Here is a 15018-nt window from a genome sequence, read left to right on the forward strand (position 1 = left end):
CTGGATGTCACTGGAAGACTGGTTCAACAAGCGCTGGTACAAGAAAGACGGTACAAGCCCTGCCTTATCTCTGCTTACGCCTTTGGAGTTGCTCTATAGCGGAGTGAGTAATCGGCGCAGGGTGATCAGTTCCCGCACCCCACCGGAACCACTATCGGTACCTGTTATTGTTGTAGGCAATATCACCGTCGGTGGTGCCGGTAAGACGCCATTGGTGGCAGAGTTGGCTCGCTGGCTAAAAGAGCGGGGTAAAAATCCCGGGATTGTTAGCCGTGGCTATGGCGGTCGTGCAGAGCAATATCCCTACCAGGTAACTGCTCAGTCTCACCCTCTGGAATCCGGTGATGAGCCGCTGATGTTGCATTTGATCACCGGGGTACCGGTGATGGTTTCTCCCAATCGCAGCGAAGCGGCGAGGGCGTTAGTTGATTACCACCAGTGTGATGTGATCCTCTCTGATGATGGTTTACAGCATTACAGCCTCTGGCGAAGCTTTGAAATCTGCGTGGTGGATGGCAGTCGCGGTCTCGGTAATGGGCATATGCTCCCTCGTGGCCCTTTGCGGGAACCCATTAGTCGTTTACAGAGTGTCGATTTGGTGGTGAGTAATGGCGAGCCTGAAGCCAGTGTGAAACAGCAGTGCGGTGCGCTACTGGAATACCAGATGACTCTGGAGCCTGCCTGCTGGCACCAGTTTAACCTTGATCAGACCTCTACGCTGCGCCTGACCTCAGGCCCTGAGCCAGGCCCCTGCCATGGGGTGGCAGCGATAGGAAACCCCAAACGTTTTTTCCGCGCACTGCAACGTATGGGCTACAAGGTGATGGAGCAGCCCTTTGCGGATCATCACCAGTTCAGTCCCCAGGAGCTGCATTTCGATGGCGAGACACCAGTGATTATGACGATGAAAGACGCGGTGAAGTGTCGCGATTTCTGGGAGAGTCACTGGTGGGCGCTGGAAGTGCGTGCCAAGTTGTCAGATCTTTTTTATCAGAAGGTGCACCAGCACCTGCAACAGTTCTCCAAAGATGAAAAATAAACACTCATTTGATGTCATTATTCCCGCCCGCTTTGGCTCCAGTCGTTTACCGGGCAAGCCTTTGGCAGATATTGCCGGCAAACCCATGGTTCAGCATGTCTTTGAGAGGGCTTGCGAGAGTGATGCAGAGAGGGTCATCGTCGCCACCGACGATATGCGAGTAGCGGAGGCAGTTCGAGGCTTTGGCGGTGAGGTGTGCATGACCTCTGCTGATCACGCATCGGGCACTGACCGCCTACAGGAAGTCGCTGTTAACCTGGGTTTAGCCGATGACCGTATTCTGGTGAATGTACAGGGGGATGAACCCTTAATTCCCGCTCAGGTAATTAATCAGGTAGCCGCTAACCTTGCGGAAAATACCCGCGCCGGTGTGGCTACCCTGTGCGAACCTATTCTTGCGGTGGAGGATTTCCGCAACCCTAATATTGTTAAGGTGGTTGCTGCACAATCCGGGTTAGCCCGCTATTTCTCCCGTGCGCCGATACCTTGGCCGCGCGATGCCTTTGCTGTGCACGCAAATGAGTTGCCGCAGGGGTTGGAACCGCGCCGTCATATCGGTATCTATGCTTATCGTGTAGCGCTGCTGCAAAGTTTTGTTACTTGGCCAGTGGCGCCGCTGGAGCAGTTTGAAGCCCTAGAGCAGCTGCGTTTTTTGTATCACGATGAGAATATTCATGTGGCTGTTGCCTGCGCGGAGGTGCCCGGTGGTGTAGACACCGAGCAGGATCTCCAGCGAATGCGTGAGCTTCTCGGTTAAAGTTACCTGCATGATAGAAACTGATATTGACCTGCAGCCCCACAACACCTTGGCAATTTCGGCTCGTAGCGCCCACTTTGCCAGGGTGCAAAACCTGGATCAGCTGCGAGAGGCATTGACCTTTGCCAGAACACAGAAACTACCAATCTTACCCTTGGGGGGGGTAGCAATGTTGTGTTGACCGATGATTTCCCAGGTCTTGTTATCCAGGTCGACTTGCGAGGACTTTTAATAGAGCCCAATAGTCAGGGGCATACTATTGAAGCTGCGGCTGGGGAAAATTGGCACCAGCTGGTTATGGCTACTGTCAACAGTGGCATAGGTGGACTTGAAAATCTTGCACTGATTCCCGGTAAGATTGGTGCGGCACCGATCCAAAATATAGGTGCCTACGGTATCGAGTTGTGTGATCGCTTTACAAGCTTGCAGGCTATGGAAGTTGCCACAGGTGAGCTGCACGATTTTACTAAAGACGATTGTGGTTTTGCCTATCGGGATAGTGTTTTTAAAGGGCGTCTGCGCGACCAGTATATTATTACCCAGGTGAATTTGCAGTTGCCACAAGACTGGCAGCCGCGCGTAGACTACCCGGCACTGCGCCAATATATTTCGCAGCACAATTGGGATGCAAACCACCCGACACCTACTCAGATTGCTCAAGCGGTTACTGATATCCGGAGTAACAAACTGCCTTTGCCTACTGAGATCCCCAATGCCGGGAGTTTTTTCAAAAACCCGGTGGTAGATACGGATCTCTATCAGAGTCTAAAAGCAGAGCATCCCGATCTAGTTGCTTTCGCGGCCGGCGAGGATTGGAAGCTTGCCGCTGGTTGGTTAATAGATCGCGCTGGCTGGCGTGGTTTACGGCGCAGTGCGGTTGGAGTCCATGAGCGCCAGGCACTGGTGCTGATTAATCCTGGTAGGGGAGCAGGCCGTGAATTAGTACAGCTTGCTCAGGATATTGCTGCCGATATACATTCAAAATTTGGTGTTTCCCTCGAGCCGGAGCCACGCTTTTACCCTTAAAGCTCAGTAAATAAACTGCCTTTCGAGTATTCGCAAAGTGCGAGCCCCAAGTCCTGTTTGGCTTTGATGACAGCACTTTATACTGGTTTCTATAAAGAATTCTGCTATAGCTGTTAGGAATATAAAAATCTATTGACTATTGCAAAGTACAAATTTTTTTTTTATTTCTTGAATTTTCGTTTCCTCAAGTCATGCGGCAAAGGCCGGCTTGAGTGCAGAATGATTAGCTGTTACGTTTCTAGGTTATAATTAATCGCTATATACAAGCCAAGATCCTGCGGCCAAACAACAGTTAAACAGCATTTGAGACGGTTGTGGCGCTTTGCAGTAGCGTTTTTGTCTGGTATGTTGCGACTGGATTCTTGGGGAGGATCTGCGCGGAGTAGTTTCTCCGTGAGTAAAAAGAAGAACGCAGTTCAAGAGCACGCGCGAGGGGATTGTACGCCGCGTAGCCACTGCACTTATCCGTAGTTGGGGATAGCTTGATCAAAGTCTTAGTGGTGGATGATCACGACCTTGTGCGAATGGGGATTTCGCGCATGTTGAGTGACGTCGAGGATATTGAAGTTGTTGGCGATGCGAATTGTGGCGAAGAAGCGCTGGAATTCGTGCGTGAGACTGCGGTTGATGTCATCTTGATGGATGTAAAAATGCCAGGAATGGGTGGCTTGGAGGCTACCCGCAAGCTGTTAAACCGCTGTCCTGAAGTCAAAGTAGTGGCTGTTAGCGCCCTGGATGACGACCTGTTTCCTGGCCGCCTAATGCAAGCCGGTGCTATGGGCTATGTGACCAAGGGGGCAGATCTTGAAGAGATGGTGCGTGCAATTCATACAGTAATGAATGGTGGAGTTTTTATCAGTAACTCCATGGCTACCAAAATGGCTCTGCGCAATGTCTCAGGTCAATCGGATAACCTTTCTCCCTTTGAAAAACTTTCTAAACGTGAGTTGCAAACTGCGGACATGATTGTGAATGGAGCCAAGGTTGCTGAGATTGCCAAGTCCCTTTCGGTCAGCCCTAAAACCGTAAATAGCTACCGTTATCGGATATTTGAAAAGCTGAATATTAACAGCGATGTGGAATTGACCTTGCTTGCCGTCAAGTACCAGATACTCGACCCCGAAGCAGCGCTCTAATATCCGTGTATTTACTGAAGCGGCAAGACCGGTTGTCAGATGTTCGATAGCAAGCGTTTTCTCTCTACAGTTACCCGTAAGCCTGGCGTCTATCAAATGTTCGATGCCAGTAACCATATACTTTATGTGGGTAAGGCGAAAAATTTACGCAATCGGCTTGCCAGTTATTTTCGCAGTTCTGGGCTCACAGCCAAGACCATGGCGCTGGCGCAGAAGATCGGCAACATCGAAGTAACTGTTACTCGTAGTGAAACCGAGGCATTAGTACTCGAACAAAGCCTGATTAAATCCCAGCGTCCGCCTTACAATGTGATGCTGAAAGATGATAAGGGCTATCCTTACATCTTTCTTTCCAGTGTTGACACTTTTCCTCGTATTGCACTCCATCGTGGAGCTAAGCGAAAGAAAGGCCGCTATTTTGGTCCTTTTCCCAATGCCTCTTCTGTACGTGATAGCCTGAATTTTTTGCAAAAGACCTTTCGTATTCGCTCTTGTGAAGACAGCGTGTTTCGCAATCGATCCAGGCCCTGCCTGCAATATCAGATTGAGCGCTGTACGGCACCCTGTGTAGACTTCATCAGTCCCGAGGAGTATCGCCAGGATGTACGCCACGCAGAAATGTTTCTCACTGGCAAGAGCGATAATATTATTCGTGAACTGGCCGATGAAATGGATGAAGCCTCAAGAGCGTTGGAGTTTGAAAAGGCCGCGCGCTTCAGGGATCAAATATCCGCACTACGGCGTCTTCAAGCGGATCAAGTGGCAGAGGGTGATACGGGGGATGTTGATGTCCATGGTGTTGCCACCGAGGGTGGTAGCTGCTGTGTGCATGTACTCTTTATCCGACAGGGGAGAATTCTTGGTAGTCGCAGCTTTTTCCCCAGTGAGCGATTGGGCTTAAGCCACCCTGAATTGCTTTCGGCCTTTGTGGCTCAATTTTATCTCGGTAGTCCAAGAGAAATTCCCCGTGAAATTCTAGCCTCGGAATCTATAGAAGATGTGGTTCCGCTGCAGCAGGCACTCGGTGCTCAGGCAGGGCGAGACATTTCAGTTACCCATAAACTGCGAGGCAAGCGCGCTACCTGGGTGGAAATGGCCCAGCAGGCGGCTCAGCAGAATTTAAGTAGCCGCACTGCAGCGCAGCAGAAGTTGTTTAGTCGTTTTGAGGCCCTTCAAGAAGTGCTTGGACTGGAACAGTTGCCTGAGCGGCTGGAATGTTTCGACATCAGCCACTCCTCGGGTGAGGCCACGGTTGCTTCTTGTGTGGTTTTTGATTCAGGCGGTCCAGTTAAGTCAGATTATCGTCTCTTTAATATTGATGGCATTCAGGCTGGTGATGATTATGCTGCAATGGGGCAGGCACTTAAGCGTCGCTACACGCGCCTATCGGGAGGTGAGGGTAAGTTCCCTAATATCCTGTTAATTGACGGTGGCAAGGGGCAGGTCAGTCAGGCGGTGGACACCCTCAATGGCCTGGGCGTTGTAGGTGTTCAGATAATCGGAGTGGCCAAGGGCACTACCCGTAAAGCAGGTTTTGAGACCTTACATATCGTTTCCAGTAATCAGGAACTGGTACTTTCGGCGGACTCCCCGGCATTGCACCTGATTCAACAGGTTAGAGATGAGGCCCATCGATTTGCAATTACCGGGCACCGCGCGCGGCGTGACAAAAAACGAAGGGAGTCTCCTCTGGAGGGTATTGCTGGCGTGGGCCCTGCACGTAGACGCGCATTGCTTCGCCATTTTGGCGGTCTTCAGGAAATTAAGAAGGCTACAGTGACAGAAATTGCTAGTGTAGATGGCATCAGTCGCAAGCTTGCGCAGGATATATACTCGGCACTACATCACGAGTAAAAATGCAGGGCACAGGCGGCGGATTTTTTCTCCGGGTTTCTCATTGAGCGTTTCAATTTGTCCCACAGCTTGATAACGTACGCCCTCCGCAAGAACAGAGAAAAGTATGACACTCGCCAACCAACTTACACTGCTTCGCGTCGCACTGATACCTGTCCTGGTTTTGGTTTTCTATTTACCTTATAAGTGGAGTTACATTGCTTCTGCAGTTATTTTTTCAGCTGCCGCAGTTACCGACTGGCTTGATGGCTACCTGGCAAGGAAACTTAATCAGAGCACTGCCTTTGGCGCCTTTCTTGACCCTGTTGCAGATAAGTTAATGGTGGCTACTGCGCTTGTATTACTTGTGGGCCTGCACAAAAGTGCCTGGTTCACGGTGGCTGCAGCCATTATTATCTGCCGTGAGATCGCGGTCTCAGGTTTGCGCGAGTGGATGGCAGAACTGGGGCAGCGCAGTAGTGTCGCTGTGTCCTATGTCGGGAAGATAAAAACAACCGCACAAATGGCGGCAATCATAGTTCTTCTTGCTTTTGATGTTCGCGACTTTCCTGTAATGGAAACGCTGGGCTATCTACTGCTGTATATTGCCGCGGCTCTGACCCTTTGGACCATGGTGATGTACTTACGAGCAGCCTGGCCTGTATTGATGGCTGATAATCATAAGTCTCTGTGATCTAGATCCCTGTTATTGCCAATCTTGTTATTTTAGGTGCCCTTCTGCATCCTGTGGGGCACCTATCCCTCCACGACTTAAATTCTTTCCACTCTGGCAGAACCGCAGGGCCTCTGTAAGTCCTGGCCACTCATAAAAACTTTCTAGTTGTCGCCACTTATAGCGCTCCTATGACACCTTTCTTCTAGAGTGATGCATTGGGGTTGTAACACTGTTAATAAAAGTATTGCACTTCCAGCCACACTTACTGAGGGAGGATGGACTGTGAAAGTGAGGCAAATCTTGATCGGGTTACTGGTGTTTCTGAGCTGGATGCCTGTGCAGGCACAGATAGTACATGACGCTGAATACTATGTGTTGAAAATGCAAAATGGTGAGCGCTGGCAGCAAGAAGACTCAGAAATAACCAGGCGGTTACAGGCTCTACGGGATAAATATGGGCAGCCCCCCAATATTGTTTTCCTTCTCTGGGATGACACCGCCTTTGGCGCTGTTGGATTTCCTGCATTACAAAAAAATTTCGGTTACTCAACACCCAACTTAAATAAGATGGCCGCAGAGGGTATCAACTTTACTCGCATGTACTCTGAACCTTCCTGTACCCCAACCCGCGCTGCTGTGCTTACCGGTCGCCATCCGGTGCGTTATGGCATGGGGGCTGTGGGGATGCCCCATGAATTTTCTGGGCTTCGTGCTGAGGAAGTAACCATTGCGGAGGTGCTGTCCAGAGCCGGGTATGCCACTGGGTTCTTTGGGAAAGGCCACTTGGGAGATATTGAGGAGAGCTACTTGCACAACCAGGGGTTTGATGAGGCGTTATTTACCCCAATGAACCAGATAACCTCTCTCTTTAACCCTCAAGCTAATGCCGTAAATGCGGTGCTGGGTATGTTTCCTGAGATATACCCTCCCGACCCTTATCGCCTGGATAATCCCGGTTTGGTTCCCACCGGTTGGGTCATGAATATTGAAGGTGAAAAAGGACAGCCTGGTAGGGAGTGGTGCGGCACTTCCAATGAGTGTTTCAGCAAGTTCGACCCCGAGGCGGAGCGTCGTACCATAGCATTCATTCGTAAGAACGCCGAAGCCAACAAGCCTTTCTTTGTGGCCTACTGGCCTAATTTTTTGAATTTTATGGCTGCCTTTATGCCCAAGCCATCCGTTTCTGGTTTGATGGTGGCGGATTCATTTCCCGCAGTGGATGACTTCGCCGGCCAGTTAATGGCGGAGCTACAAGCGCTGGGTATCGCAGAAAACACTCTCTTTGTAGCCATGGCAGACAATGGTCCCATGGTGCACAGTCCCCCTGCGGGTTGGGGTATGCTCCCCATGTTATATCGGGGAGGCAAAGGGGATTTCACTGAAGGAGGGGTAAGAGTCCCAGCCTTTGCCTGGTGGCCAGGTATGGTTCAACCCGGCCAGGTAGTGGGAGATATTATTCATATCGCCGACCTGTACACCACATTTGCCAGGCTTGCTGGCGCCTCTGAGTATATTCCAACCGACAGAGTGGTGGATGGTTTGGATCAGACTGCACTGCTGCTAAATGGCGATACCCATAGTCGTCGGGATTATGTCTTTATCTATACCGGCAACCAACTAGGAGCTACGGTAAAAGGGCGCTATAAGCGTCACTGGATAGGCGCTGGTGAGGTTGCGTCTTCAGGGATGCCAGAGGCCTACTACGATCTTTACATGGACCCGCGTGAGGAATATCCGCAATTAGTGCCTTTGATATACACCCAAGGGCAGTTCAATCATATGGTTGCACGGCATCGGCTCTTTAAGAAAAAGTATCCTGATGTGCCAAGCGGAAAGGGTATCCCCTACACCGGGCTTGCCAATGCGCGCCCTGAGACCAAAGCCATTGGCCAACGAGTTCGAGCAGTCGTGGAAGAAATGCCATTTAGCATTGAGGAATACCTGGAGTTTCAAATCCCTGGGGCCGATAAGGTTGGGGATTGGGGGCATTAATCACCGGATTTTGATCTGGACAAACTGGTTCAATCATTCGAGAGGCAGGTTAAGGGTGCTTATTAATAGAAAAAAACTTTCAGCTTCTATTGTCGGTTTGCTGTCTGTCTGCCACGCCTCAATGCTTTGTGCGGATGACTCACCAAAAGGGAAGTTACAGCTTGAACTAGTAAATGATGCACTTTTCCAGACAGACAGAGACTATACAGGCGGTTTCTTTGTTCGTTGGAGCCCTATAGGAAAGCCCTACACCTTGAGGTTTGGTCAGGAGATTTATACTCCAGATCATCTTGGTAGATCTGAACCCATTAATGAAGAGCATCCCTATGCAGGTTGGAGCTATTTAGGCATAAGATACAAATATCAAATTTTAAATCAGTGGATGATTGATTTAACACTTGATGCCGGAACAGTCGGCTCTAGAGCGGGCGCTCGCCAAACACAGAAATTTATGCACTGGATTGTCTCGTCTTCTCCCCCCAAAGGATGGGATTCCCAGGTCTTCAATGAATGGGGGCTGATGCCTGAGCTTAAGTTAGATTATCACTTACTCCAGAATGTCATATGGGGCACAAGCTATCGACTAGTGCCTTACCTTCGTTGGAAAACAGGTAATATCGTCAGGGACTTTGGTGCAGGGGTGCGAGTTTTATTGGGAAGCTCTTTACCCGCCTTTAGTGCCGCGTCCTCCCCCCTTGAGGGTGGGCGTTACTGGTATTTACAGGCTGGGTTAGAGCATAGAACTGTTCAAAGGAATGTATTGATGGAGGGCAATTCAAAGACTAAGGGAGGAGTAAAAATCTTCAGCTATGGTGTCACCCCTGAGAAGGAGGTGACGTTTGCGAATATCGGCGCTTTCTTTGGTCGAAACTCTTACGAATTCGGCTTGAATATCAGGTATAACACAAAAATTTATGAGTCCCAGTCCCATCCTGACGAGGGGTTCCTCAGTCATAACAGTGCACCAATGGGTAACTTTGTAATGTCCCTGATCCTTACCAAGCAAATTTAGCGGGTGAGTATTGAGGAGGGCAAGCAGGCGGCCCTCCACAGACCGACAAGTAGTAAATCAAGCGAAAGAGTTACCGATATTGGTTCAAGTGAATGACCCCACTTCTATTCACCTTAATTGAGGGAAGTAGTGATTTACGCAAGCCTATTTTTGCTTCTAGTTCATAGGGTATTGAGTGCTGATTTAAGTTAATGAGGTTTACAGCGGCAAAGATTGAGCCGACTATGCTAGCTGTTGCATCCACAGCGATATCATCCTGGCCGTAGGGGGCGATGGGCATCAGGTTATTTGAGGTTCCCGTCAAAACCTTATGCCCACCTAGCCGCAGAGTGTAGAAAAGACCGGAGAGTGCCAATTCACTATTGTTTGGGTTGAAAACGCGAAGGTGAATTCGAAATCTGAGATTATTGCCATCTCTTGTAGGAAGAGGTTCCACGGCGACCACTTCTACTTCAGGTTTTTGGAAGCTCGGTGAAAGTGCCGCACAGCCACTAAATAGTACTGTAATCAACAATATTAGAATAAATCGATAATAATTTGTCACTATGATTCCTTGGTTTTCCTAAATATTGACCTGGACACCAGATTAAGGTGATGTTGTGTGTGTATTTTGAGCGTATTGACTTTTAATTGATCGTTGAGTGTTTCCAAACCTAGCTGGCTCCTGACATGCCGCAACGTCTCAGGTTATAACCCCAATCGTGTACAAGACTACTGGCATCAGGAAATCATAATGAAGACTTGGCTTATAAGTTTGACAGCAGTGGCATTAATATTGTTCGCGAGCTGGAAATGGCTTTTGCTGCCAGGAATTGAGCGAAGTTTAAACAAGATTAGTGTTGGTGAGCCCCCTAAAATTCCCGAACAAGCTGAAGCTTTGCATAGATCACTCATTGTTGGTGATTTGCATGCAGATAGCTTCCTCTGGTCTCGTGATTTGTCAAAGGAGGTAAACTATGGCCATCTGGATCTACCCAGGGCACGGCGTGGTAATTTGGGAATGCAGGTTTTTACCTCTGTCACTAAGTCTCCCCGGGGCATGAACTTAAATGAAAACTCTGCTAGTGCTGGTGACAATATAACCTTACTGGCAATTGCTCAAGGTTGGCCGCCGCGAACATGGAATAGCTTGTTGGAGCGGGCACTTTTTCACTCTGAAAGGGCTACTAAGCTACAGGAATCTTCTCCCGAGAAATTTCGCATTGTGCGTAATGCGGAAGATCTGAGGCAAATCCTCCAGGCCCGGCAACAAGGCGCTAGCACCCTCGCAGCAATTCTTGGTATTGAAGGGGCCCACCCATTAGAGGGTGAGTTATCCAATATTGACCGCCTTTATGAGGCCGGTTTTCGAGTGATGGGATTACAGCACTTTTTTGACAATGAACTGGGTGGATCTCTGCATGGGCAAAGTGGGGCTGGTTTAACAGAGTTTGGTCGGTCAGCTGTGCAGGAGATGGATAAACGTTCAATTGTTATCGACGTAGCCCACTCCTCAGAGCCTGTTGTGAGGGATGTGTTGGCTCTGACCAAAAGGCCTGTAATTATTTCTCATACTGGCCTGAAAGGTATGTGTGATTCGCCGCGGAATATTAGCGATGACCTAATGAAGGAGATTGCCGATCAAGGGGGCTTGATCGGCATTGGATTTTGGGAAGAAGCGGTATGTGATAATAGCCCTCACAATATTGTTAAAACAATCCGCTATGCCATAGATCTATTAGGGGTTGATCATGTTGCCCTTGGTTCAGATTATGATGGCACTGTTGAAGTTTCTTTTGATGCTGGTGATTTGGGGATTTTGACCGCAGAAATGCTAAGTCAAGGGTTCACTGAAGAGGAAATTCGAAAGGTCATGGGTGAAAATATGCGAGACTTTTTCCTGAAGAACTTACCCCAAGGGGATTGAAATTTACTTTCTGAGGTTATTCGAGAGAGAGTTGTCATTCCAACCTGTAAGAACTGGATCAGAGTTATTGGGATGTATTCGGGAGATGGTGATTCTTGAAGGGCATGTGAATCACTATCCATTTGTTCGGAGCCTGACAATCTCCTAACAATTTAACTTCATCTAGATATTAATCCAGACATCTGGAAATATCCGATCTCGCATAACATTGTAACATCAAGGGTAAATAGGGTTGCTTTGACTTGTTGACTACTATGAGCTCCGAAGTAGTTGCAGTGAATAAAATGACAAGGACTAATGATTTATTCGAGTTATGTAGTATGTTTGTGCTAGGTAAATTGAGACGCTTTCTCTTTGTACGCCCCTCTTTCAAGGGGCGTGCGGTAGAGAAAATTAGCAGCAACTCCCATTGGCGCAAGAGTTATCTAGATTGTGGGTGCTTGCCTTGTTACCTCCAAGAAAAGTATTTTCTGATAGGTAGAAATCTGTAAAGAGCTTTTCGAAATCTTCAGGTACTGATTTTTCTGGCAATCCAGTATTTAGAATGGCAGTTTGCCATGCCTTTACTTTTGGGTAGTCGACAATGAAGTCGTACCCGGAACGTGCTTTGATAATGGCAGCTCGGTGAAGAAGTGGTAGCCAGGCAATATCGACATTACTTAGCGTCGCGCCTTTAAAAAATGGCCCCTGTCCTAAAGCCTTTTCAGCTCGCTCAAAAACTTTGCTCAGTTTTTCGCTGCGCTCAGCCAGTGTTTGCTCATCTTTACTACGCTGAGCAGAGCACTGTAGCAAATAGTTCTTTGCTGCCTGGTAACTCCAGGCTCGGTCGCGCGCACGTTGTTCTGGAGTGAGCCCTGACTCTAGAGGTAGGGCTATTTCATTTAAGTACTCAACAATCGCATCGGACTCAAAGAGGGCCTCCCCAGAATCGGTGATCAGAACTGGTACCTGGCCAGTGGGCGAGATATCCAGGAACCACTGAGGTTTATCATTCAAGCTAATGTATTCAATTTCATAGGGAATCTCTTTTGCTTCAAGAAGGGCGGTTACTCGCTGAACAAAAGGGCATATTTTAAAGCTGACAACCTTGATCATAATTCGTCCTCGTCATTGGTTTGTATTTATATGACGGAGGCTTTTTGAAAAAGACGAAACTATTTAACAATTTTTATGGTGTTTTGATTTCGGCACATAATCGATCACTGTTCCATGGCTGTCGTGAGTGAAATGGCAGCAGTCCTCAAATAGTTTGCGCAGTTGGCTTCTACCTTTTTGTACTCTGGATTTTAAGGTGGAGTAGGGGATTTTATGCTCTGTCGCATAAGATTTTTGTGACTGACCTTCCAGTTCAATAGCCTTTAGTAGAGCAGCTGACTCCTGGGGGAGCGCGTTAACAAAAGGCTCTATACAGGCTGATAACCTACGCTGCGTTTCTGAATCCTCTTCAGGTAACAACAAGTTGTCTTCGAGTTCTACTTCCTTGAGCCTTCCATTTTCACGGTAGAAATCAATAACTGTCCTGTTGGCTATCTGAAATAGCCAAGATTTGATACTTTTTTGATCCCTTACTGTATGGAGATTCCTGTGAATCTTTATCAGGATCTCTTGGAGCAGATCATCAACTGCATCGGCAGATGAAACCTTTGAGCTGAGAAAAGCTCGCAGGGCTGAACGATATTCTTTCCAAACAGAATCAATAGTCATATTTTTTATCGCTCTTGCGTTATGCATTTTTTTGACCAGCTGGTTTCAGCCACTTGTTCGAAATTAGATGATAAGAACCCTTTCGCTTTCATCTAAGTTTAGCGGCGGTGCAAGACACTAATCAAATCCAGTAGATAAGAGTCGGTTAAAGGGTAGGGCCAGGTGTGTAGAGAAATCACTAGAGGAAGGTGGAGTAACTGGATACTTCTCGGGGGTCGAGCTTTGTCTAGAAGTTGCCTTTTTTAATAGTCGCTAATGACACATACTTAACCGTTGATGATTAAAGCCCCGACCAGTGTGAGGAGGCTACCTGGGGCGCAGCCGAACCTTTTCACTGACCGGTGAACTGCGACGCCCCAAACTCTGGTCAGACAGCTTCTAATGCTCTTCCGGCAAGAGTGATACGGTGCATTAGGCGGAACTGTCCCTGATAATCATTTTCGGCAGAATGCCAGGTAGAGCGGTTATCCCAAAATGCGACTGAGCCCGGCTCCCAATTGAAGCGGCATGTATAGCCATTAGTGAGCACGTGGGCAAATAGGAAGTTCAATAGAGGTCTACTTTCCTCAGGTGTCCATCCCTCAAAGCGCAGTGTGAACCCTGGATTTACATAGAGAATCTTGCGCCCGTTATCGGGGTGCTGGATTACCACCGGATGAATCGCTTCTCCAACTTCGTTGACGCCCCCTAGTTGTGATGACAAATCTGTTGATTGGTAGTAACCATCCTCACCATATACGTGGACATTGGAATGTACGGCCCTAAGTGTTTCCAGTGTTTGCTTTAGCCCATTGGAAAGACTTTCGTACGCCTTTTGTAGGTTGGCGAAGTGGGTATCGCCTCCGGATTTGGGTAATTCTCTGGCAACCAGAATCGAGCCGAGGGCTGGTTCCTGATCATAAGAATGATCAGTATGCCAGCCACCGCCTACATTGGTTTCCTGATCTTTCTCCTTGCGTACTTCAGCGATGCCTGGATATTCCTGAGTGTGGGTAAAAAACTTATTGATGACAATTTCGCCCCAGCGGCGGGCGAAGGTCAGGTGCTCCTCAGGGGATAGAGACTGGTTGCGAAAAAATAGCACGCCATGATCAGCGAAAGCTTGGCGTAGGTCGCTTAGCTCGTTACTAGATAAATTAGCTAGCTGTATGCCTTCCACGAGCGCACCACAGCCTGTTGAGAACTGAGAGATATGCATGATAGGTGTCGCATCAAATGAATGTCATCGCATAATAAGATATTCGTGAAGAGGTTCAACCTTTTGTAATTCACTTTTCCCATTGAGTTTGGCTCTATCAAAATAAAAGGAAATAAAATTAATGAGTTACAAAAATTGATATATTTTGCGTCATATTTCTATAGATCTATAGCAACTATCTCATAACGCAACTTTGATGCTAAGCAAAAAAATCTCAATATTTAATAACTTGATGTACTTCCTGAGTCCTGTGCTGGTTGCACATTCATCTGGTGCGACCTTCTCTAGAAATTACTCTGAATGGCGATATCTCCCACAGAGTAATGGCTATCCTGCGGGAATTAGGTGCCAAAGTGGAGGTTTACAGTCTTACATGTATTTCTACATGCCTTACCCCATGAGCCCAATTACTACAGTCGCAGCGCGGCCCCATACTCCACCGGTGCCACGGGGGTGATCGTGCGGCTGGTAAGAGAAGCCATTGCGGATTGATGGCCTCCCGGCTGCCGCTTTATGAAAGCGGCAGCCGGGCTAGGCGTAATAATCCCCCGTGCCCTCAGTCAGGGAAATGGGGCAGGGAAGGGGAAACCATGTAGACGATGGACCGGATCAATAAAAAGCTTGGTCACGGGACGCTGTTTCTAGTAGCCGAGGGTATCCAGAAAAAGTGGAAGATGCGGCAGGCGTTTACATCGCCTGCCTATACCACCCGATAGGGGGATTTGCCGAGGGTGGTGAC

At 48.3% G+C, this 15018-nt stretch carries 15 protein-coding genes; 11 read left to right on the forward strand and 4 right to left on the reverse strand.

Annotated elements, in window-relative coordinates:
• Positions 1 to 4: 4 nt before the first annotated feature.
• The 9 genes from lpxK (at position 5) to MJO52_RS10130 (ending at position 9471) form a co-directional block, all read left to right on the forward strand.
• Positions 5 to 1039 (forward strand): tetraacyldisaccharide 4'-kinase, encoded by a 1035-nt coding sequence (lpxK, locus tag MJO52_RS10090; RefSeq protein WP_252085813.1) that lies wholly within the window; start codon positions 5 to 7, stop codon positions 1037 to 1039.
• Positions 1029 to 1796 carry a 3-deoxy-manno-octulosonate cytidylyltransferase gene (kdsB, locus tag MJO52_RS10095; RefSeq protein WP_252085814.1) on the forward strand — a complete coding sequence of 256 codons (768 nt, stop codon included), beginning with the start codon at positions 1029 to 1031 and terminating at the stop codon, positions 1794 to 1796. The genes lpxK and kdsB overlap by 11 nt, the downstream gene beginning before the upstream one ends.
• 10 nt (positions 1797 to 1806) lie before the next feature.
• The gene (locus tag MJO52_RS10100) at positions 1807 to 1977 is read left to right on the forward strand and encodes a hypothetical protein (RefSeq protein ID WP_252085815.1); all 171 of its coding nucleotides are present in this window, start codon (positions 1807 to 1809) and stop codon (positions 1975 to 1977) included.
• Positions 1971 to 2822 carry a UDP-N-acetylmuramate dehydrogenase gene (gene murB, locus MJO52_RS10105; protein WP_252085816.1) on the forward strand — a complete coding sequence of 284 codons (852 nt, stop codon included), beginning with the start codon at positions 1971 to 1973 and terminating at the stop codon, positions 2820 to 2822. The genes MJO52_RS10100 and murB overlap by 7 nt, the downstream gene beginning before the upstream one ends.
• 482 nt (positions 2823 to 3304) lie before the next feature.
• Complete coding sequence (locus MJO52_RS10110; RefSeq protein WP_252085817.1) at positions 3305 to 3958, forward strand: response regulator; 654 nt, start codon at positions 3305 to 3307, stop codon at positions 3956 to 3958.
• A gap of 39 nt (positions 3959 to 3997) precedes the next feature.
• Positions 3998 to 5812 (forward strand): excinuclease ABC subunit UvrC, encoded by a 1815-nt coding sequence (gene uvrC / locus MJO52_RS10115; RefSeq protein ID WP_252085818.1) that lies wholly within the window; start codon positions 3998 to 4000, stop codon positions 5810 to 5812.
• Positions 5813 to 5918: 106 nt separating this feature from the next.
• Complete coding sequence (gene pgsA / locus MJO52_RS10120) at positions 5919 to 6485, forward strand: CDP-diacylglycerol--glycerol-3-phosphate 3-phosphatidyltransferase (RefSeq protein ID WP_252085819.1); 567 nt, start codon at positions 5919 to 5921, stop codon at positions 6483 to 6485.
• Between the two features lie 264 nt (positions 6486 to 6749).
• Complete coding sequence (locus tag MJO52_RS10125; RefSeq protein ID WP_252085820.1) at positions 6750 to 8459, forward strand: sulfatase-like hydrolase/transferase; 1710 nt, start codon at positions 6750 to 6752, stop codon at positions 8457 to 8459.
• A gap of 55 nt (positions 8460 to 8514) precedes the next feature.
• Positions 8515 to 9471, forward strand: a complete 957-nt coding sequence (locus tag MJO52_RS10130) for a lipid A deacylase LpxR family protein (protein WP_252085821.1) — start codon at positions 8515 to 8517, stop codon at positions 9469 to 9471.
• A 70-nt stretch (positions 9472 to 9541) separates the two neighbouring features.
• Here the strand turns inward: MJO52_RS10130 and MJO52_RS10135 are convergent, their stop codons facing one another.
• Positions 9542 to 10015 carry an LEA type 2 family protein gene (locus tag MJO52_RS10135; RefSeq protein WP_252085822.1) on the reverse strand — a complete coding sequence of 158 codons (474 nt, stop codon included), beginning with the start codon at positions 10013 to 10015 and terminating at the stop codon, positions 9542 to 9544.
• Positions 10016 to 10204: 189 nt separating this feature from the next.
• Between MJO52_RS10135 and MJO52_RS10140 the strand changes: the two genes are divergently transcribed.
• The gene (locus tag MJO52_RS10140) at positions 10205 to 11377 is read left to right on the forward strand and encodes a dipeptidase (protein WP_252085823.1); all 1173 of its coding nucleotides are present in this window, start codon (positions 10205 to 10207) and stop codon (positions 11375 to 11377) included.
• Between the two features lie 393 nt (positions 11378 to 11770).
• Here MJO52_RS10140 and MJO52_RS10145 read toward each other — a convergent pair whose 3' ends face one another.
• From MJO52_RS10145 to MJO52_RS10155, 3 genes are all read right to left on the reverse strand, one after another.
• Positions 11771 to 12472: a glutathione S-transferase family protein gene (locus MJO52_RS10145; protein WP_252085824.1), complete on the reverse strand. Its 702-nt coding sequence runs from the start codon at positions 12470 to 12472 to the stop codon at positions 11771 to 11773.
• Between the two features lie 63 nt (positions 12473 to 12535).
• Entirely contained in the window at positions 12536 to 13081 is a 546-nt protein-coding gene (gene sigZ / locus MJO52_RS10150) for an RNA polymerase sigma factor SigZ (protein WP_252085825.1), read from the reverse strand.
• A gap of 367 nt (positions 13082 to 13448) precedes the next feature.
• Positions 13449 to 14279 carry a TauD/TfdA dioxygenase family protein gene (locus MJO52_RS10155; protein ID WP_252085826.1) on the reverse strand — a complete coding sequence of 277 codons (831 nt, stop codon included), beginning with the start codon at positions 14277 to 14279 and terminating at the stop codon, positions 13449 to 13451.
• 599 nt (positions 14280 to 14878) lie between these two features.
• Between MJO52_RS10155 and MJO52_RS10160 the strand changes: the two genes are divergently transcribed.
• Positions 14879 to 14995, forward strand: coding sequence for a DUF4113 domain-containing protein (locus MJO52_RS10160; protein WP_252085827.1), 117 nt, complete (start codon positions 14879 to 14881; stop codon positions 14993 to 14995).
• The last annotated feature ends 23 nt before the right edge of the window (positions 14996 to 15018 follow it).

Origin of the sequence: Microbulbifer variabilis (genome assembly GCF_023716485.1) — a bacterium.
Taxonomy (GTDB): Bacteria; Pseudomonadota; Gammaproteobacteria; order Pseudomonadales; family Cellvibrionaceae; genus Microbulbifer; species Microbulbifer variabilis_B.